This window comes from Exiguobacterium sp. s149 (assembly GCF_018618395.1).
Classification (GTDB): Bacteria; Bacillota; Bacilli; order Exiguobacteriales; family Exiguobacteriaceae; genus Exiguobacterium; species Exiguobacterium chiriqhucha.
On the sequence record NZ_JACSLZ010000002.1, the window covers coordinates 23,829 to 42,767 of the forward strand.

The window sequence follows — 18,939 nt, forward strand, 5'->3', positions numbered from 1 at the left end:
GTTCTTTTTTTAATCATATTCCCTTTTTCTCGAAAAACCATCCATCGGAAGTCGGACTTGACGTGCACGGGTTCGCCCCCTATAATATAACTCGCAGTCACAGAACGTAACGGTTACGATTTAAAGGTTCACATAGAGAGGACAGGTGGAAGAGTTCATGAATAAAAAATTATTAAGTGTCGCCGCTGCCGGCACACTTTTATTAGGTGGATGTGCAAGTAATGAAGAAAACGGAGCGACGGAGGAGACGAACGACCAGTTGACCGTCTATGCGTCAACGTTCGCTTTGAAGTCATTTGCGAAAGAAATTGGGGGCGACCGTGTCCGCGTCGAGATGGTCATCCCGCCTGGCGCTGACCCTCATACGTACGAGCCGACATCGAAGCAGATGACCGATATCGCCGAAGCCGACTTGTTCTTGACGGTCGGGCACGATCTCGAGCCATACGTCGAGTCGATGGAAAAGAGCTTGGCCAATGAGAACGTCACGTTCGTGAAGACGGCCGAGGACGTGACACTCCTATCGGCAGAAGACACGGTTCACGTCCATGGCGAGGATGAGCATAGTGAGGACGAACATAGCGAGGACGAGCACGGACATGAGGTGGACGCTCATGCCGAGGAAGAAGCCGGGCATAGCGAAGATGACGGGCATAACCACGGCCAATACGACCCACACGTCTGGCTCGACCCAATGAATGCCGTCTCGATGGCGGAAGCTGTCGAAGCAGCCTTCAGCGAACAGGCACCGGACTATAAAGATGAGTTCGCGGATCGTTTAAGCGCCTTCAAAGAAGAAGCTACGACGTTAGATGGCGAACTACAAGCAGCAGTCGATGGCGGCTCGAAGTCAGAGTTGCTCGTGACACATGCAGCTTACGGCTACTTGGCGGAGCGCTACGGCTTTGAACAACTCCCGATCACGGGTCTCACACCTTCCGAAGAACCGTCGCAACAAGCGTTGAAGCGCGTCATCGAAGAGGCACAACTTCACGACTTGAAATATATCGCTTTCGAGGATACGGTGACACCGAAAGTCGCACAGGTCGTTCAAAACGAGATCGGTGCGGAGACGGTGACGATTTACAACTTAGAATCGGTCACGAAAGAGCAGATGGACAAGAGTTACTTCGATCTCATGCGCGAGAATGTCAAAGCGCTCGAGACGGCATTAAAATAAGACAAAAACTCGGCGCTGCGGCGTCGAGTTTTTGTTTGTCTGGAATGGCATTACACTCGTCTCACTTACTAGCGTTTGTCGTGATTGGCTTTGTCCTGTAGAAGTCGTTCCGCGACCAGGACATAGACTAGAGAAACTAAAACTCCCACGGTACCTGGTAAAACGGCCACGATCGGGTCGGCTAAATATGAGGCTGGGATTAGGTAAGTGAATAAGGACTTCACGCTATAAAGTGCTAGTAGAGCCGTAAGGAGAATGATGATTCTAGTTTTTTTCTTCACATTTCCGAAAAAACTGACGTTCAGTTTGATCTGTATTCGTTATGCCTAACCAAGATAACATTCAGTGGACCTCCATCGAATTATAGATACATTACTAGTTAATCAGGTCACAGCACCGCTCGACGCTATGTCGTCGAACTTTTCACTTGTCCGGCTGCCAATCGATTTGTCGCAACCGAATCCAGATGACACTTGTGACAAACAGTACGACTGTCATCATACTCGCTTGTAGCATCATTTCCCATAGCCCATCACGTGAATCGAGACGATACGCGACTACTAAGCTTCCTAAAAGGAAACTGGTTGCTACGGCAACGATCCGCATCAAAGAATGGTTAGGCCAACGTTCATATAAAAACATTGCGCTAGTCATCACAGTTAATAAAAGATTCAAGAACAGCAAGATGCCCCAAAGTATCGAGACAGGATGGTCGGAAAGCGTCCCCGCGCCAAGGACATATCCCCAGCTTACGATATAAAACAAAATCGTCATCATATTCAGCTTCGCAAAGCGTTTTCTACCGATTCGATATGCAAACACAGGGCTAACTATCATATACAATAAAGCCAAATTAACAAGGAAATTACCCACTTATCCCACCGCCATTTTTTCAATATTATACCATTTAGGCGATATCATTCATAATAAATCAACACGAGCTCATCCCGCTCCATCGCTTCTTCACAGAATCGTTTCAACAGCGTCCATTTGAGCCAGACGTCATCGAGGCCTTCATGGTCGACGAACGCCATATCGGCCACATCTTCTTTCGTGAATGCGTTCATCGCATCTTTGACGATATGGAGCAGCTGCGGCGTCAAAATCCCGACGACGACCGCCTGCTTCTCGTTGACGATTAACTCCTCCCCGATGACGGCCATCTCTAAGTTATACGTGTCATCCCCATCGATATAAATCTCGATTTGTCCGAGAATCTTTTGGAAGCGCTCGATACTCGGGAGCGTCAATGTCTCATACGTGTCACGTTGTTGACTATGCACGTGCAGCAGCCAATCTAAAATCATTTCCGGATCTTGTCCGAATGAGACCCATACTTCCGGGGAAATGCGTATATAGTGTGTCGTCTCCATCATTGAACGCCCCCCTTTTCTTCAGTTTACCCATCTTGCGGGCGCAAAAAAACCGTCTACGTGCTTTCGTAGACGGTTTGTCGTTTATGAACGGATTGTACCTGTTTTGACTTCTTCTTCCGATTCCCAAGCCTCGATGTACTCGCGGCCTGGCAGATCTTCAATCGAATCGGCGTAGAAGACCGGATCTTCACCTTGACGGCGTTGCTCCAAGTAATCGTCGAGGACGAGACGGGCAACTTTCGCGAGGCGGAAAATCGCATACAAGTTGACGAGTGCCATGAGACCCATGAACACGTCCGCGATTGACCAGACGAGACCGGCCGAACGGACCGCTCCGAAGAGGACCATACCGACGACACCGATGCGGTAGAGCGTGACGTAAATCTTTTTATCCGAAATGAACTGGATGTTCGTCTCACCATAGTAGTAGTTTCCGAGAATCGAGCTGAACGCGAACAAGAAAATCGCGATTGTGAGGAAAGATGTCGCCATCGGACCAATCTCGGCAGTGAGCGCGGCCTGTGTCAACTCGACACCAGCGAACGACTCTGAACCGGCGACGCCTGACAATAAGATGATCATCGCTGTCGATGTACAAACGAGAAGTGTATCGACGAACACACTGAGTGATTGAATCAACCCTTGTTTAACCGGGTGTGATACTTCAGCTGTAGCTGCCGCGTTCGGGGCTGAACCCATTCCCGCTTCGTTCGAGAAGAGACCACGACGGATCCCTTGAAGTACCATTGCTCCAATGGCACCACCGAACAGTTGCTGAAGACCGAGTACGCCTTCCGAGAAAATCAAGCCGAACACTTCAGGCAATAGTGAAGCGTTCGTAATCATAATCCAAGTGGCAAGTAGAATGTAGCCACCCGCCATGACCGGAACGATGATACTCGAAAGAACGGCAATCGATTGAATCCCACCGAAGATGATGACTGCAGTGACGAGCGCCAAAATGATACCGACTGTTGTCGTGCTAATCCCGAACTGGTTGCTGACTGACAACGAAATTGTGTTCGACTGAACCGAGTTGAAGGCGAAACCGAACGAGAACGTGATCAAGATGGCGAACAAAATCCCGAGCCAGCGCTGACCGAGCGCACGTTCCATGTAGTAAGCTGGACCACCGCGCCATGTGCGACCGTCGCGGATTTTATATACTTGCGCGAGCGTACTTTCGACGAATGCCGAAGCCGATCCGATGAGGGCGATGAGCCACATCCAGAAGACGGCTCCCGGGCCTCCGAGCGCGATGGCCGTCGCGACACCGGCGATGTTCCCGGTCCCGACGCGCGCCGCCGTCCCGATGGCGAATGCCTGGAACGACGAAACTTGGCCTTTTTCACGCTTCATGCCATCTTTGAATAAGAGACGAACCATCTCTGGAAACATCCGGAACTGGACGAACCCCATGCGAACGGTGAAATACAAACCTAAGGCGACAAGGACAACGATTAGCACTGACGACCAGAGCAGGTCGTTGGCTGATGAAACGAGATCTTCTACGAATTTCTCCATCTTTCAATCCTCCGTGTATGTGTGAGTTATAAGAAAAAGTTATGTCAACTTTCTTTACATGAGTAGAATTATAGGAAAAACGTTTAAAAAATGCAATCTTTTTCGACAATTTTCATTTCGGGTGTCGAACAACAAAAAGGCGACCGGTCAAGTGACCGGCCGCCTAGATTATCTCAGTTGGTTAGATAAAGAGGTTCAAGTTACCGTCTTCGGCTGCCCCGAGGTATGCTGCCACACCACCGAGGTCGATGCCGTCGATTAACTCTTCTTCTTTAATGCCCATGACGTCCATCGACATCGTACAAGCGACCATTTTAACGCCTGCCTCTTGAGCCGATTTAATCATTTGATCAAGTGATGGCACGTTTTTGTCGCTCATCACTTTCTTCATCATCTTCTGACCAACGCCACCGAAGTTCATGTTCGAGAGCGGAAGCTCACCCGCATGAGATGGCATCATCATGCCGAACATCTTCTCGAGGCCTTGCTTCTTCACTTCTGGCGCATCTGGTTTACGGATGACGTTGAGTCCCCAGAATGTGAAGAACATCGTGACGTCTTTACCCATTGCTGCTGCACCTTGCGCGATGATGAATGAAGCGAGTGCACGGTCGAGGTCCCCACTGAACACGACCATCGACGCGCCGTCGCCTGCTGGTGCGCCCGCTTGGACGGCTGCAGGGCCTTGACCTTTTTGGAGGACCGCTTCGACGCGACCGTTCACAAATTGTTTTGAGACGAGCTTGTTGCCCGTTTTCTTCGCCCATGCTTCGATGTCCGCAAAGAAGCCAGGATCACTTGCGAGGACGCGGAGCGTCTCGCCTTCGCCAAGTTCGGCTACTTTTTTGTTGACTTCTAAGATTGGTCCTGGGCATTGCAGACCGCACGTATCTAAGAAAATCGGTTCCCCGACTGTTTGATTCATCATTGCTGGTGGTGCCTCCTCCGTTGCTGTTGCGGCAGTCTCATTCGCTGCCTTCGTTCCTGCTTCAATCGCATCAAAATCACGTCTCACTTGTGACCACGTCTTGTAGCCACCGCTCAAGTTTTTAACCTTGAATCCATTTTGACGCAAGATGCGGGATGCGAGATATCCGCGAAGCCCGACTTGGCATGTCACATAAATCGTTTCGTCTTTGCTGTAGTTGTCCAAGTGATCGCGTAGCGAGTTGAGCGGAACGTTGATTGAGCCTGGGATTTTACCGAGCTCGTGCTCTGATTCGTCACGGACGTCGAGTAATGTCGCACCGTTTTGGACCAAGTCGTCAATCTCGTTCCAATGTACGACTTCGTTATCGCCGAGGACGACGTTCGACGCCACGTAACCGATCATGTTGACCGGATCTTTCGCCGAGCTGAACGGTGGGGCATAGCTGAGTTCGAGGTCTGGAAGGTCAAGGACCGTCAAGCTACCTTTCATCGCTGTCGCAATGACGTCAATCCGTTTATCGACACCGTTCATCCCGACGCCTTGCGCGCCATAGATTTCACCGGTCATCGGATGGAACAACAGTTTGAGCGACACGGGTGTCGATCCTGGGTAATAGCCCGCATGTGAACCCGGGTGCACGTGAACGGCTTCGAACTCTTTACCAGCTGCTGTCAAACGTTTCTCGTTCCAACCTGTCGAAGCAACGGTCATATCGAATACTTTGGCGATCCCAGTCCCCATCGTTCCGTTGTATTTAACGTCACGACCGTTGATGATATCGGCGACGAGACGACCTTGGCGGTTGGCCGGCCATGCAAGCGGAACGACCGTCGGCTCTTTGAAGATATAATCGAGCACTTCGACGGCGTCACCGATGGCGTAGATATTCGGGTCTGACGTGAGCATCTTCTCGTTGACACGGATGGCGCCGCGGATGCCTGTTTCAAGTCCTGCTTCCGTTGCGATCGAAGATTCGGGCACAACACCGATTGACAAGACGACCATATCGGTCTCGATGACGCGACCGCTCTTCAAGTGGACACGTTTCCCTTTCTCAGAGAAGGAGTCGACACCGTCAGAAAGCTGAAGGTCGACGCCGTGCAAACGCATATGCTCGTGAACCGGTGCGACCATCTCACGGTCGAGCGGCGTCATGACTTGGTCGGCCATCTCGACGAGCGTGACATCGACGCCACGTTCCCGTAAGTTTTCAGCCATTTCAATCCCTATGAAACCGCCACCGATGACTGTCGCGTGTTTCGGCGCTTTGTCATCGACGTAGCTACGGATTTTATCCGTGTCCGGAATGTTGCGGAGCGTGAAGATGTCTTCTGCCTCTTCAATCCCTGGGATGTTCGGACGAATTGGTTTCGCACCTGGTGACAAGACGAGGACGTCGTACGACTCTTCGTACGTCTCACCTGTCTGGACGTGTTTCACCGACACCGTCTTCTCGGCACGGTTGATTTTCGTCACTTCCGTCAAGTTACGGATGTCGAGTTGGAAACGCTTGTTCATCCCTTCGACGGTTTGAATGAGCAATTTTTGACGGTCTTGAATCACATCACCGATGTAATAAGGAAGTCCACAGTTCGCGAACGAGATATACTCGCCCCGGTCGAACATGACGATTCGGTTCTCTTCATTTAAGCGACGAAGACGGGCGGCTGCCGAAGCACCACCAGCGACCCCACCGACGATTACGATTTTTTTACTCATTGCGCATTTCCTCCTTTGACGACTTCACCTGGCCAGCTCATCAAGCCATCTTCTATATTGACCACTTTATAACCTTTCGCTTCCATTTGCCAAGTTGCTTGCGTGCTGCGAGCCCCTGAACGACAAAGGACGATGTATTCTTCTTCAGGGTCGAGTGTCTCAATCCATTCCGAAATTTCAGATAGCGGATAATTTCTCGCACCAGCAATGTGCGCTTCCTGGAACTCGTCACGTTCACGAACGTCGACGATGTTCACTGGTACTTCGAAATCCATTTGACGTTTCAAGGCAGATGCTTTCATGTTTGTTTACCCATCCTTTTGATCTATGATATTTCACTTATTTATTCGTCAGCTTGGTAGCGGGCGTTCGACGAAAATTTGTGATTCGTTGAACATATCGCTTTCACGTCATTAATATACCCCCTGTGGTATTTGATTGCAAGGGATTTGTTTGTCGAATCGGTAAACGTTTGAAAAAATTTCACATCAAACGTTGTTGCTCGACACATACTCCCCCACGTATTAAGATGAGACTACACAATAAATAGTTGGGTTACTGAACGATTTGAATATAGAGGTGAATCTAATGGAACAGTATCAATACGATACAAAAGTGTTGAACCGGATGAAACGGGTCGAAGGACAAATCCGGGCCATCATCCGCATGATGGAAGAAGGGAAAGAGTGCCGTGACGTCGTGACACAGTTGAGTGCGGCTCGATCAGCGCTTGACCGCGCCTCGACCATCATCGTCGCGAAGAACTTGGAGCAGTGCATCATCACCGCCCAACAAGATGGCGAAGATACGTCAGAAACCGTCGAAGAAGCCATCAAAATGTTGATGAAACGCTAGTTCCACTTGCTTTCCCTCCGCAAATGGGCGAAAGTTAGAGTAACGACTTTTAAGGGGGACTTGTTTGTGAACTTCGAAGAAAAAGTAGAATCATTTAAAGCGCTCGTCGCTGAACGCAATATGACGTTCAAAGAGAGCGAGACTGAAACGCATGTCACATTTTTGACGCGTGAAACGACTAAATCCGGGGCTCAGCCCGTTATGATTATCGCCTTCAATAAAAAGACGACAGATGCGGAACTGTATGCCGCGACGGTCACCCACGTGCCGGATTACGTCGAAGACCTACCGATTCTGAACGCCTTGAACGAGTTCAACCAAGAGTTCAAATACTTCCGCTGCGTACTCGACAGCGACCGTGATGTTACGCTCGCCTCGACGCTCGACCTCGACCTCGGCTTCTCGCCAGAGATCATCTTGCAACATTCATTCATGATGTTCCAAGCGGCCGATGAAGTGAACGAGTATATGCAGAAGTTGTATACGCAAGTCCAATAACAAGCAGCCGCCCCGGACGAATTGATACGCTCCCTAAAAAGTAGACAGGTTAAAAAATAAAACCTGTTTCCTTTTGAAGGGAGTTTTTTGTATGGCTCAAAAAAAGTATCCTCCAGAGTTAAAAGTTGAAGCTGTCACAGCCTACGAAACAGGTCAAATGGCTTTCTCTCAGGTATTACGACAGTACGACATACCCCAAAAGACGTTCCAAGATTGGATTAGGCTCTATCGAGCCGATGGGATTGACGCTTTCCTAAAACCGCGTACTTGGAAGAACTATTCGAAAGAACTCAAAACCAACGTAGTTCTAGATTGTGTTAACGGCAAACTCTCACCTAATGAGATTGTCAGGAAATACGGATTGTCATGTCGGAGTGTTCTTCAGGGATGGATAAATCAGTATACTGGTCATAAAGAACTCAAAGCCACCTCGAGGGGAAGAGACACGATGACCAAGGGGAGAGAGACGACGTTCGAAGAGAGACTTGACGCAGTGATTGACTGTTTGAGCCACAGAAGGGACTATCGCAAAATTGCGGAGACCCATCGGGTATCTTATCAACAGATCTATTCATGGGTGAAGAAGTACGACCAGGGTGGCCCTGACGCCCTGCTTGATCGACGTGGGCACAAGAAGGATAAAGCTGCCTTGACACCTGATGAACGTGTCCAAATAGAGCTAAAACGTTTAGCGAAAGAGAACGAGCTCCTCCGCATGGAGAATGACTACCTAAAAAAATTGAAGGAAATCGGAAGGGGGCAAAGCTGAACCAAATTTGGTATGCGCATGAATATGAGTCCATCCGCCGTCTACATTCCACGTGTGGTCACCCGGTGGCTCGCCTCTGTGAAATCGCTGTCGTCTCAAGAGCAGGATATTATAAATGGTTGAAACACGAACCCTCGGCACGTGAAATCGAGAACAGACAAATCCTCGAAGAACTGCGAAGCGTCCACCTTGAGGTCAAGGGTATCTACGGGTATCGTCGCATGGGCATGAATCTTCGGAGACGGTTCGACCGACATATCAATCACAAGCGTGTGTACCGACTCATGGAGGCCGGTGGCCTGCGTTGTGTCATCCGTAGACGAAAGAAGAAATACGTCTATTCGACTCCTCAACAGACAGCTGAGAATCTTTTGAACCGGGAGTTCCGTGCCGATCGGCCGAATGACTAAGGAGGCCGGTATCACCCAGAGTATGTCACGTGTGGGTCGATGTATTGACAATGGCCCGATGGAAGCCTTTTTCGGTGCGCTCAAATGTGAGAGCTATCGCCTTCGAAAGTATCGTACCTATGACGATCTCAGTGAGTCCGTGGCAGAGTACATTCGTTTTTACAACCAAGACCGTTACCAAGAACGACTAAACGGCCTCAGCCCTTTAGAATTCAGGGCTGAAGCCGTCTAAACGATTTTTATTATTTCCACTGTCTACTTGACAGGGGGCGGTTCACTATTCGGTGACAGGAGAGGTTTCTTGTTTATTGAGGCTCGATAGACGGTTCCGAATCGATTGGTCGAACTAAGACTTGATCGATTCGACGACCATCCATATCGACAATCTCAAAACGCAGACCGTACGCCTCGATTACGTCTCCCTTTTGAGGGACTTTACCGAGCTGCGTGATCAAAAAGCCGGCCAATGTGTGATAGGCGGCCCGTTCTTGTCCTTCTAAAAAATCTGGAAGTCCAAACAACTGTTTGGCCTCGTCGATATTGAGCATGCCATCGGCGAGATATGAGCCGTCCTCGCGCCGGACGACCGATGGCTCTTCCTCCTCGATGATGACTTCCCCGACGATTTCTTCTAATATATCGAATAAGGTGACGATCCCAAGGAATCCGCCATACTCATCCAACACGAACGCCATCCCGACACCACTCTGTTGCATAGCTTGTAAGACGAGGCTCGCTTCTCGCTGGCGCGGCACAACGAGCGCTTGTTTGACCCGCTTCAAAATCTGCGACTCGTGTTTCAGTGACGGGAGCGTCAAAAGATCGCGCACTTCGACGAAACCGATGAACTGATCAAGACTTCCGCGACCGACCGGCAGCTTGCTATGTTGACTCTTATAAATTCTCTCTTGGATCCCTTCAATTGAGTCGTCGAGATCAATCCATTCGACAGTCGTACGTGGTTGCATCAATTGATAGATGTAGCGGTCATGGAAGGCAAACAATCGCTCGACTTGTTTGACTTCGTCATGGGCAAAATCACCTTGTGCCATCCCTTCGCTCAACAACTGTTTGATTTCAAGTTCCGTTTCTCCGCTTGATTGCTCAGATTTTAACCCGAGTAACTTGTATACGATGAGTGTCGATTTCGACAATACCCACACGAACGGCTTCATCACTTTACTGAAAAAGTCGAGCGCAGGGATGATTGTCATCGTCACCCGCTCCGGTGTCACGAGGGCGATCCGTTTCGGGACAAGTTCCCCGATGATAAGCGACAAGTACGTGATGATCGTGACGACGATGATGTATCCGAGTGTGCCAGCAAGCTCGCTCCCGATACCGAGCGCAATCAACTGTTGCGCCAATGGCTCCGAGAACCGCGCTCCACCGAACGCCCCGTTGATGATTCCAATCAACGTGATTCCGACTTGGACGGTCGACAACAAGTCGGTCGGATCTTTCGAATGTCGTAAGGCAATCTCCGCGCTTCGGCTACCTCTTGACGCAGCCGCCTCGAGTCGGCTCGGTTTAGAAGAGATGAGCGCAATCTCCGACATCGCAAAAATACCGTTCAATACAATGAGAAACCAAATAATCGATAAATCAATCAGCCAGGATGAATCCAAGGCTTATTCCACCTCTTTCAAGTTTGTTACTTCACATTATACGAGAGCCTGTCCTTCATTCTCAACTTCGCAGGTGCTCGACAGTATTTTCACACAGTTCCCTCGCCAAAATTCCTCAACCTGCTTTTAATTCGAACAATCTGTATTTAAATGCTTTACTTTAAGTTCTTACGACCTCAAATTGATTATATAGAGTTCATATGACCTTAAAATGAGGAATTATTGTTGACCCTACTCATCGCCTTTTTGGCACTCGTCATCTTCATGCTCGCACTTGACCTCGGGGTGTTCCACCGCAAGGCACACGAAGTCTCGCTCCGCGAGGCATGGACACGGACGTTCGTCTGAATCGGGATCGCCATCGCGTTCGGCGGTTGGTTGTTCTACTCGCAAGGCAGCACCGTCGCGACAGAATATGCGAGCGTCTACTTCATCGAGAAGGCGCTCGCCATCGATAACGTGTTCGTCTTCTCGCTCGTGTTCGCCTACTTCGCGATTCCGCTCAAGTATCAGCACAAGGTGTTGTTCTGGGGCATTCTCGGGGCAATCTTCTTCCGGGCCGTCTTCATCGTCGCCGGTGTGTCACTCTTGGAAAACTTCGGTTGGGTCTATTACGTGTTCGGTGCCTTCCTCATCTATACAGGATGGATGATGTTCAAGAACATCGGCAAGGACGAGTCGCTCGAGGAGAACAAGACGATCCGTTGGCTCGAACGCCGCTTGCCGATCACGCAAGACATCTCGTCTGGTAAGTTCACGAAACGCATCAACGGCAAGCTGTTTTTCACGCCGCTCTTCATCGCGCTCATCTTCATCGAGCTGTCGGATATCGTCTTCGCCGTCGACTCGGTCGCGGCTAGCTTCGCCTACTCGCGTGACCCGTATATCATCTTTTATGCGAACATCATGGCGATTCTTGGACTCCGTAGCCTCTACTTCGTCCTCGCCAACTTGATTGACCGCTTCTACTATTTGAAGCACGGGCTCAGTTTCATGCTCGTCTTCATCGGGGCGAAGATGGTGTTGGGCGACGTCTACAAGATGCCGATTTGGATGTCACTTGGCGCCATCATCCTCGTCATCTTGATCAGCGTCGTCTATAGTTTCTATAAAACGAAACCTGGTCAGAAAAATCACGTATAACAAAAGGGAGATGTGCTAGCCTCCCAGGTGGTTCACTTCTCATTGGTGGGTAAACCTTTAGCCTAGCGAACACAGAAAAGGTGGTTACGAATGTTTGACCGTATGGGTGATGTGAGTATTGGACTCGTCTTCGGGATCGTGTTGATGCTTCTGTTCAACAGTCTTTGGGGACTTGGGGTCGGCGTGATGTTAGGAATCTTCTTCCTCGTCGCACCACGCTCGACAAACTGCCGTACTAGAAAATATATACCGCAGACCCGCTAAGCCTGGGTGAACTGCTCCCCGATTAGGTAGACAGATGAAATAACAAATCTGTTTATCTAATTCGGGGAGTATTTTTTATGGCAAGAAATCGACATTCAATCGAACAAAAACTGAGTGCACTACATACGATGGAAGAACAAACATATATATAGGGATTCATCTGGAGCTAGGGATGTCCATACGGTTTATTGTGAGATAGCTGAACGCACACAGGAGCGCTAAATACGAAGCTTGACGAAACTACGCTCCTGACGATCATCCGGAAGCTACCGGCAACCTGGTCCCCAGAACAGATCGTCGCTCACCTCTACATGGGAAAAATCGCCTTCTCGACGATTTATCGCTGGGTCTATGGGGGTAATCTACGTGCCCATGACCTTGCTCCGGCAGAAGGACAAGCACCGGAAACGAGTGCAGACCTGCGGGCTTATCAACGTCGGTTTGACCATCCCGGACCGCCCGTGGGAGGTGCGCACACGCGAGACGTTCGGGCACTAGAAGCTAAACACGGTGGTTTAAATACGAGGGAAGGCGAAGGCCTGCATCGCGGCGAAAGAGCCCACACTGCCGATCAAGGGCCGCACCGAGGCCTCGATAAAGGGAACGATTCGTGCATTGATTGGCGTGCCGATGAATTTCGCCGACCCGTACTTGTCATGGCAACATGAACTCCAAGAGAATCCTTCGCGAAAATCACGCATGACGCGCTCGCCAAGAGCAACGGGAGGCCGAGAAAGTGTCTGAACCGGAAAACGGCACAGCGGACCTTTACGAGGAAGTATTGCGCTTAATTTGACAAACCGCCCATCTAAAGGACGAATGTATCTTATGCACAGGTAAGTTAAAGTCAGCATTTCTTTTAAGAGTGATCCAAAACAATTATTTATTATAAATATCATGTTTTACATTAACTTAGATCGGGGAAATATACATGAACCAAACTATTAGATTGATTAAGGGGGCAAGGAAGATGTCGACGAACAGCTGTGATATTTGTGGAAAGCCAGCATCAGTCAGAGTCCAGGCAAACTTGAATGGTCAGTTACGAAATATGGAGTTATGTGAAGGTCATTATCAAGAATTTTTACAACGCAATGGATTAAACATTTCTCCAATCGAATCGTTATTTGGAATACGTGGCACTATGCTCGATAACTTTTTTTCGAGCAAACTACCTTTTTTTAATGTAGATGAAGAAGTTAGTAAAGAAAATGTTTATGATGAAACCTCGAGCGAAGTGGCACGGCGCAAGCGTGGTAGTGCTTTAACTAGCCGATTGAGTGAAAACGCGGAAGAGATGCTTCAAAAAGCGGGACAATATGCATCTGAATTTAACAGACCCGAAATAGATACAGAGCACTTATTGTTGGCGTTGACAGACAGTGAGGTTGTTCAAAGTATATTTAATCAATTCAAAATTAAAGTGGAAGATTTGAAAAGACAAATTCAAGCTGAGGCGAAGCATGGAGAGACAATGCATGAAGGTGAGATTAGCGTTTCACCGCGAGTAAAAGACGCCTTAAGTCGTTCTTTTATTGCTTCAAATGATTTAGGACACACTTATGTTGGTCCCGAACATTTTTTGATTGGTTTATCTGAAGAGGGAGAGGGACTGGCTGCAAACATCCTTCGCAAATATGGTTTGACGCCTCAATCTATAAGACAGCAAGTGAGTAAGGTTGTCGGGAACGGTGAAAACAAAGGAGGTCTATCCAATTTGAGTAACACCCCTGAACTGGAGAAATTTTCGCGCGATCTTACTAAGATGGCTAAAGAAGGGAAGCTAGATCCGGTCATAGGTCGTGCCGAAGAAGTGGAAACCACAATAGAGATATTAGCTCGACGTAGAAAAAATAATCCAGTACTGATTGGTGATCCAGGGGTTGGAAAAACTGCTATTGTAGAAGGCTTAGCACAACGAATTGTTGACGGTGAAGTACCTGAAGGTTTAAAGGATAAGCGATTAATGGAGTTAGATATTAACGCAATGGTTGCTGGATCAAAATACAGAGGAGAGTTTGAAGAACGTGTTCAAAAAGTGTTGAAGGAAATATCGGAAAATAAAGATGATTTAATTATGTTCATTGATGAGGTCCATACGATTGTAGGCGCTGGACAAGGTGGGGAAGAAGGCGGTCTAGATATAGCTAACGTTTTCAAACCAATGCTTGCTAGAGGAGAGTTGAATCTCATTGGCGCGACTACTCTGAATGAATACCAAAAGTACATTGAAAAAGACGCGGCTTTAGAAAGAAGATTTCAACCGGTTATTATTCACGAGACGACTCCAGAGCAAACGATTATGATTTTAAGAGGTTTGCGCGATACTTTTGAAGCGTATCATAAGGTGACTATAACCGAAGAAGCTATTATTTCTGCAGTAGAGTTATCAGATCGATATATTCCTTCTCGTTTTTTACCTGATAAAGCCATTGACCTTCTTGATCAAGCGGCAGCTAGAGTTAAACTAGTTGCCACTTCACGTCCTGCCGGAATTCAAGAAATCGAAGCTGAATTGCAGCACCTTCTAAGAGAGCGAGATTACGTTGCAAATAGAAAGCAGTACGATAAAGCAAGCGAACTTACAAAAGTTATTGAAGAAAAAGAAAGTGAGTTAAAAAAATTAACAGAAGAATGGGAAGCCGAAAAAGGATCAGGGAGTACAGAAGTAAAACCTGAACATATTGCTCATGTGGTTTCGCAATTGACTGGCATTCCAGTGAACGAACTAACAACAGAAGAAAAAGACAAACTTTTACGCATGGAAGAACAACTACATCAGCGCTTAGTAGGTCAAGAAGAGGCAGTAAACGCTGTTTCAGATGCAGTTCGTTTGTCTCGTTCAGGATTACGCGAAGAAAATAAGCCTGTCGCTACTTTTCTTTTCTTAGGACCTACCGGGGTAGGTAAGACCGAGCTTGCAAAGGCTTTATCAGAAGTTATTTATGGAGATGAAAATGCATTATTACGAATTGATATGTCAGAATATGGAGAGCGGCATGCAGTAGCACGTCTTGTAGGTGCTCCTCCTGGGTATGTGGGTTATGATGAAGGCGGTCAGCTCACCGAAAAAGTACGACGTTCACCTTACAGCGTGATATTGTTAGACGAAATTGAAAAGGCTCATCCTGACGTGTACAATATCTTACTTCAAGTTTTCGATGATGGACGACTTACTGATGGAAAAGGAAGAGTTGTAGATTTCACCAACACGATAATTATAGCTACGTCAAATTTAGGGTCGGATATTATTCGTACTAGATTAAACAGCGATAGTTCTTCTAAAGAAGATTATGAAGGCGTAAAAAAAGAAGTTATGACTGTCTTGGCAAGTCATTTCCGTCCTGAGTTTTTAAACAGGATTGATGAAATTATTGTATTTAGTGCTTTAAATAAGGATCAAATACACGAAATTGTATCACTTCAACTACAACGTGTCGCGAAGAATGTGTCGAAACAGGGTATTACTATTTCTTTCGATCAAACTTTAGCTCGCCACTTTTCAGAAGAAGGGTACAAACCTGAATTTGGTGCCCGAGAACTCAAACGTGTAATCCGTAGTGAGCTAGAAACGAAATTAGCTCGTGAAATTTTAGGAGGGGCTATTGAGAAAGGGGATAAAATATTAGCTAAATGGGACGAACAATCACAACAGATTGTTTTTGAACGCACGGAGACTAATGAGGATTAACCCAATTTTGGGAGTATAGCCTATATTTCAGAGAAGGTGTCAACAGCGTTTTTTCATTTTTCTCTGATAACTGTGTAGTTCAAAATAAGAGTGATTATTATGCGATGTTGGCTAACGATGACGAGCGACCGCCTTTGGGTGGTTGCTCGTTTTTTTCAATATCAGTGGGCGCAGCTCAGGTCAGAATTTCGACAAAGTATCTGAAACCTGAGCAAATCAAAATTTCCCCTTCTATAATCATGATTGTCTCCAGAAATGACAAAATAACTCGAGGCCTGTCTAATACAGGTCTCAAGCCGCCTAATCTGATTTTCATTATTTTCCCTGTCTACTTGACGGGGAGCAGTTCAAATCCAGGGCGGCTTTTTTTGAATCATTCTTTCGATTAAGCTCGTATAAGGAGAAAAAGGAGGAATTGCTGATGATGACACGCTATACGCATTACCTCGAAGCACTCGAGGCAATCAGAGGAGCGACAAAGTGGTTCACCGATGATTTCCGACGCTTGATGGCCATCAATTATGCCATACACGACACCCCGTTCGATGAAGCGCGGTTCGAGCAGGCTCAAGCGGCCGTCAAACGGAAAACAAAAGCCTTCTCCAAGTTTCGCGGCAGCAATAATTTCGTCTGGCTGTCGTTTCTCGATGCCAAGTATGAAGACATCGAATCCGCCATCGACGAGGCACTCCGGCTTGATACGCTACTCGACCGGAAGCACTTCCGTTTCAGTATGTTGCGGCCCTTCATCGCGAGCCAACTGATCAACGTCGATGAACCCGAGCGCCGGCTTGACGAGGCGAGCGCACTCTATCAGACGTTCAAACGAAACCATCCTTGGCTGACGAGCGAAGAAGACCTTCTGTCTGCTCTCGTCCTCGTTCAAGCGTTCGATGACCACGATGCGTTGAGCCAACGGATTGAGACGTATTACGAAGCGTTGAAAGCCGAGTTGCCCCGCTCAAACGAGCTCCAACTCGTCTCCCATCTGCTTGCTTTTAGCGACTTGCCTTCAGACGAGGTCATCAATCGCCTGCTCGAGTGGCGCACGCGACTCCAAGGACAAGCAATCGCCGTCAAAAACGAGCATCTGCCAGCGCTCGCCCTCTTGGCCATCGTCGCGGCCCCGAACGACAACGACGAGCGCGACCTGATCGACATCACGAACGCCGAGAAGGAAAAGCATCGCTGGTTCCACACCCATGCGTTGACGGTCGCCTTGCAACTCGTCGCGGCAAACAACATCAAGGAAGACGCGAGCGATTTACTGTTGCACGGGACGTTCGCCCATCTGCTCGCCATGCAACAGGCGGCAACGGCAGCGGCGACCGTGGCTATCATTTCGAGTACATCTTCGAGCGACTAAAAAAGAAGGGCTTCCCCTTCTTAACTAAATAAATACCAACTGAGACAACCGAGCACGAACACCGAGTTGGCGATTTCGACGATCCCGATCTTCATGATGGGGATCTTTTTGCCGTAGAACGCGACCGCCCGGACGAGACTCGGCACGTAAGCGAGTGCCAAGACCGGATAGCCAAACGCGATGAAGATGGCGACGAGCAAAAAGTGATACCCCCATGATACGTTCCGATAAAACAAGCTCTTCTTCTCCCGAATCATCGTTTTGACGAAAAAGATACTTCCGAGGAAATATAAGTACGGCAAAGCGAACATCCACACTATCGTCCCATCCAAGATGCGCGCCCCGAGATAATAGCTCGCCATCCCGCCGATACAAAATGAGGTGACGGCGCTGACGTCGTTCCAGACGTTGCGCTCATCCTTAATTTTGGCAAAATAGGCGTTGATGAGACCGAATGGAATCATAGCAAGGACAAACCAGACAAGACGCCACTCGGACAAAAACACCGGGATGGCAGCTACAATCGCAATCGTTAAATACGTCACGACCGTACGCAACAGCTCTTGTGACTTCTTCCGTTGCTTAATGTATTGGAACAAGAAAAATGTACCCATATAAACGAACAACCAGGCGATGGCGAACGGGATGTGCGCGAGCGTCCACCCTCCGACAATGCCGCCGAGTAAGAACGGTAAAATCAGCATCGACCAAGCGCCGTGCTGTTTTGGAATCATCCATTTCATGTGACTTCCTCCTTCTATGTTTAGTGTAGAAGAAAGATGACTGTAAAACTGTGATAAATTTTACAAAACAAAAAACGATCTCACGCGAGATCGTTTTTTGTTTTTAGTTTGGTCACACTTGGTACGGTTACTTCGACCACATCGTCCGTCAACATCTTCGTGACGACACGACCTGCGATCGAGACCGCGAGAAGCGTATAAAGCGCATTCGACAATGGCAAATAGATGAGCGAGATCGCCAAAACGATGACATCAAATATGATGAGAATCGTCCCGACCGATACGCCGGTCCATTTTGATAGGCCGAGTGCGAATAAATCGTCGCCCCCGGTCGCCCCGCCCGATTTCAAGACGAGACCGAGACCGTAACCAGTCACAATCCCGCTCGCGATGGCGGCGAACAACGTCGCCGGCCACACTTGGATATCGAACGTGAGTAAATCCAACCGATCCCACATGGCGTAGCTGAGCGACAGTGACGCCGCGGCAAGCACGGCTTGCCCGACGAAGCGCCAGCCTTTCCACCACAGGGCGATTAAAAAGAAGGGAATATCGAGTACAATCATCGAGATCGCCGGATCGATATCAAATAAATAGCGGCCGAGCAATGCTAGCCCGACGAAGCCCCCTTCTGCCAAACCAAACTGTTCATTCAAATAATAATAACCGAACGCCATGATCAGCGTTCCGAGCACTATGGTAGCAACTCGTTTCATTCCGATTGTCCTCCCCGTTTTCAACGGAGAGGAGGATCCTCAGTCGTAGCCGCGGTTCCATCTGTTCCATCTCCGATCTTCCGTTTGTTGATTTTTACATTGATGTCGCTTGTAAAAACTCAACGC

General features: G+C 48.3%; 19 protein-coding genes. 11 read left to right on the forward strand and 8 right to left on the reverse strand.

Features of this window, described 5'->3' with window-relative positions; genetic code table 11:
• The first annotated feature begins 157 nt into the window (after positions 1-157).
• On the forward strand, positions 158-1,180 hold the full coding sequence (locus tag KNP81_RS03305; RefSeq protein ID WP_214718411.1) for a metal ABC transporter solute-binding protein, Zn/Mn family: 1,023 nt from the start codon (positions 158-160) through the stop codon (positions 1,178-1,180).
• Positions 1,181-1,603: 423 nt separating this feature from the next.
• On the opposite strand, the gene KNP81_RS03310 is transcribed toward KNP81_RS03305, so the two are convergent.
• The 5 genes from KNP81_RS03310 to KNP81_RS03330 form a co-directional block, all read right to left on the reverse strand.
• Complete coding sequence (locus KNP81_RS03310; protein WP_214718414.1) at positions 1,604-1,957, reverse strand: hypothetical protein; 354 nt, start codon at positions 1,955-1,957, stop codon at positions 1,604-1,606.
• 140 nt (positions 1,958-2,097) lie between these two features.
• Positions 2,098-2,556, reverse strand: a complete 459-nt coding sequence (locus tag KNP81_RS03315; protein WP_251130261.1) for a DUF1877 family protein — start codon at positions 2,554-2,556, stop codon at positions 2,098-2,100.
• Between the two features lie 81 nt (positions 2,557-2,637).
• Positions 2,638-4,080: an alanine/glycine:cation symporter family protein gene (locus KNP81_RS03320; protein ID WP_214718416.1), complete on the reverse strand. Its 1,443-nt coding sequence runs from the start codon at positions 4,078-4,080 to the stop codon at positions 2,638-2,640.
• A 181-nt stretch (positions 4,081-4,261) separates the two neighbouring features.
• Positions 4,262-6,730, reverse strand: coding sequence for a CoA-disulfide reductase (locus KNP81_RS03325; RefSeq protein ID WP_214718418.1), 2,469 nt, complete (start codon positions 6,728-6,730; stop codon positions 4,262-4,264).
• Positions 6,727-7,032, reverse strand: a complete 306-nt coding sequence (locus KNP81_RS03330) for a rhodanese-like domain-containing protein (RefSeq protein WP_214718419.1) — start codon at positions 7,030-7,032, stop codon at positions 6,727-6,729. The genes KNP81_RS03325 and KNP81_RS03330 overlap by 4 nt, the downstream gene beginning before the upstream one ends.
• A gap of 286 nt (positions 7,033-7,318) precedes the next feature.
• On the opposite strand from KNP81_RS03330, the gene KNP81_RS03335 reads away from it, so the two are divergent.
• The 5 genes from KNP81_RS03335 to KNP81_RS15440 all read left to right on the forward strand — a co-directional run bounded on the left by KNP81_RS03335 (position 7,319) and on the right by KNP81_RS15440 (position 9,494).
• Positions 7,319-7,585 (forward strand): metal-sensitive transcriptional regulator, encoded by a 267-nt coding sequence (locus KNP81_RS03335; RefSeq protein ID WP_016509666.1) that lies wholly within the window; start codon positions 7,319-7,321, stop codon positions 7,583-7,585.
• A gap of 66 nt (positions 7,586-7,651) precedes the next feature.
• On the forward strand, positions 7,652-8,083 hold the full coding sequence (locus tag KNP81_RS03340) for a type III secretion system chaperone family protein (RefSeq protein ID WP_016509669.1): 432 nt from the start codon (positions 7,652-7,654) through the stop codon (positions 8,081-8,083).
• A 91-nt stretch (positions 8,084-8,174) separates the two neighbouring features.
• The gene (locus tag KNP81_RS03345) at positions 8,175-8,852 is read left to right on the forward strand and encodes a helix-turn-helix domain-containing protein (RefSeq protein WP_214718420.1); all 678 of its coding nucleotides are present in this window, start codon (positions 8,175-8,177) and stop codon (positions 8,850-8,852) included.
• A gap of 119 nt (positions 8,853-8,971) precedes the next feature.
• A complete protein-coding gene (locus KNP81_RS03350; RefSeq protein ID WP_214718422.1) occupies positions 8,972-9,262 on the forward strand; it encodes an IS3 family transposase in 291 nt (96 codons plus the stop codon).
• 58 nt (positions 9,263-9,320) lie between these two features.
• Positions 9,321-9,494 carry an IS3 family transposase gene (locus tag KNP81_RS15440; protein ID WP_418508257.1) on the forward strand — a complete coding sequence of 58 codons (174 nt, stop codon included), beginning with the start codon at positions 9,321-9,323 and terminating at the stop codon, positions 9,492-9,494.
• A 73-nt stretch (positions 9,495-9,567) separates the two neighbouring features.
• Here KNP81_RS15440 and KNP81_RS03360 read toward each other — a convergent pair whose 3' ends face one another.
• Positions 9,568-10,890 (reverse strand): hemolysin family protein, encoded by a 1,323-nt coding sequence (locus KNP81_RS03360; protein ID WP_214718426.1) that lies wholly within the window; start codon positions 10,888-10,890, stop codon positions 9,568-9,570.
• Between the two features lie 225 nt (positions 10,891-11,115).
• On the opposite strand from KNP81_RS03360, the gene KNP81_RS15355 reads away from it, so the two are divergent.
• The 5 genes from KNP81_RS15355 (at position 11,116) to KNP81_RS03380 (ending at position 17,354) form a co-directional block, all read left to right on the forward strand.
• Entirely contained in the window at positions 11,116-11,238 is a 123-nt protein-coding gene (locus KNP81_RS15355) for a hypothetical protein (protein WP_285800938.1), read from the forward strand.
• A 12-nt stretch (positions 11,239-11,250) separates the two neighbouring features.
• Positions 11,251-12,033 (forward strand): TerC/Alx family metal homeostasis membrane protein, encoded by a 783-nt coding sequence (locus KNP81_RS03365; RefSeq protein ID WP_353048073.1) that lies wholly within the window; start codon positions 11,251-11,253, stop codon positions 12,031-12,033.
• Positions 12,034-12,123: 90 nt separating this feature from the next.
• Positions 12,124-12,297, forward strand: coding sequence for a hypothetical protein (locus tag KNP81_RS03370; RefSeq protein WP_214718428.1), 174 nt, complete (start codon positions 12,124-12,126; stop codon positions 12,295-12,297).
• 970 nt (positions 12,298-13,267) lie between these two features.
• Positions 13,268-15,988, forward strand: a complete 2,721-nt coding sequence (locus KNP81_RS03375; protein ID WP_214718430.1) for an ATP-dependent Clp protease ATP-binding subunit — start codon at positions 13,268-13,270, stop codon at positions 15,986-15,988.
• Between the two features lie 421 nt (positions 15,989-16,409).
• Positions 16,410-17,354 carry a DUF4003 family protein gene (locus KNP81_RS03380; RefSeq protein WP_251128945.1) on the forward strand — a complete coding sequence of 315 codons (945 nt, stop codon included), beginning with the start codon at positions 16,410-16,412 and terminating at the stop codon, positions 17,352-17,354.
• A gap of 20 nt (positions 17,355-17,374) precedes the next feature.
• On the opposite strand, the gene KNP81_RS03385 is transcribed toward KNP81_RS03380, so the two are convergent.
• Positions 17,375-18,097: a YwiC-like family protein gene (locus tag KNP81_RS03385; RefSeq protein ID WP_214718432.1), complete on the reverse strand. Its 723-nt coding sequence runs from the start codon at positions 18,095-18,097 to the stop codon at positions 17,375-17,377.
• Positions 18,098-18,177: 80 nt separating this feature from the next.
• Positions 18,178-18,813 carry a YitT family protein gene (locus KNP81_RS03390; RefSeq protein ID WP_034780845.1) on the reverse strand — a complete coding sequence of 212 codons (636 nt, stop codon included), beginning with the start codon at positions 18,811-18,813 and terminating at the stop codon, positions 18,178-18,180.
• Positions 18,814-18,939 lie beyond the last annotated feature (126 nt).

What these genes read in the sequence shown, in the direction of transcription:
- KNP81_RS03305 (WP_214718411.1), top strand. Translation starts at nt 158, where the DNA reads ATGAATAAAAAATTATTAAGTGTCGCCGCTGCCGGCACACTTTTATTA.
- KNP81_RS03310 (WP_214718414.1), bottom strand. Translation starts at nt 1,957, where the DNA reads ATGATGACGATTTTGTTTTATATCGTAAGCTGGGGATATGTCCTTGGC.
- KNP81_RS03315 (WP_251130261.1), bottom strand. Translation starts at nt 2,556, where the DNA reads ATGATGGAGACGACACACTATATACGCATTTCCCCGGAAGTATGGGTC.
- KNP81_RS03320 (WP_214718416.1), bottom strand. Translation starts at nt 4,080, where the DNA reads ATGGAGAAATTCGTAGAAGATCTCGTTTCATCAGCCAACGACCTGCTC.
- KNP81_RS03325 (WP_214718418.1), bottom strand. Translation starts at nt 6,730, where the DNA reads ATGAGTAAAAAAATCGTAATCGTCGGTGGGGTCGCTGGTGGTGCTTCG.
- KNP81_RS03330 (WP_214718419.1), bottom strand. Translation starts at nt 7,032, where the DNA reads ATGAAAGCATCTGCCTTGAAACGTCAAATGGATTTCGAAGTACCAGTG.
- KNP81_RS03335 (WP_016509666.1), top strand. Translation starts at nt 7,319, where the DNA reads ATGGAACAGTATCAATACGATACAAAAGTGTTGAACCGGATGAAACGG.
- KNP81_RS03345 (WP_214718420.1), top strand. Translation starts at nt 8,175, where the DNA reads ATGGCTCAAAAAAAGTATCCTCCAGAGTTAAAAGTTGAAGCTGTCACA.
- KNP81_RS15440 (WP_418508257.1), top strand. Translation starts at nt 9,321, where the DNA reads ATGGAAGCCTTTTTCGGTGCGCTCAAATGTGAGAGCTATCGCCTTCGA.
- KNP81_RS03370 (WP_214718428.1), top strand. Translation starts at nt 12,124, where the DNA reads ATGTTTGACCGTATGGGTGATGTGAGTATTGGACTCGTCTTCGGGATC.
- KNP81_RS03375 (WP_214718430.1), top strand. Translation starts at nt 13,268, where the DNA reads ATGTCGACGAACAGCTGTGATATTTGTGGAAAGCCAGCATCAGTCAGA.
- KNP81_RS03380 (WP_251128945.1), top strand. Translation starts at nt 16,410, where the DNA reads ATGATGACACGCTATACGCATTACCTCGAAGCACTCGAGGCAATCAGA.
- KNP81_RS03385 (WP_214718432.1), bottom strand. Translation starts at nt 18,097, where the DNA reads ATGAAATGGATGATTCCAAAACAGCACGGCGCTTGGTCGATGCTGATT.
- KNP81_RS03390 (WP_034780845.1), bottom strand. Translation starts at nt 18,813, where the DNA reads ATGAAACGAGTTGCTACCATAGTGCTCGGAACGCTGATCATGGCGTTC.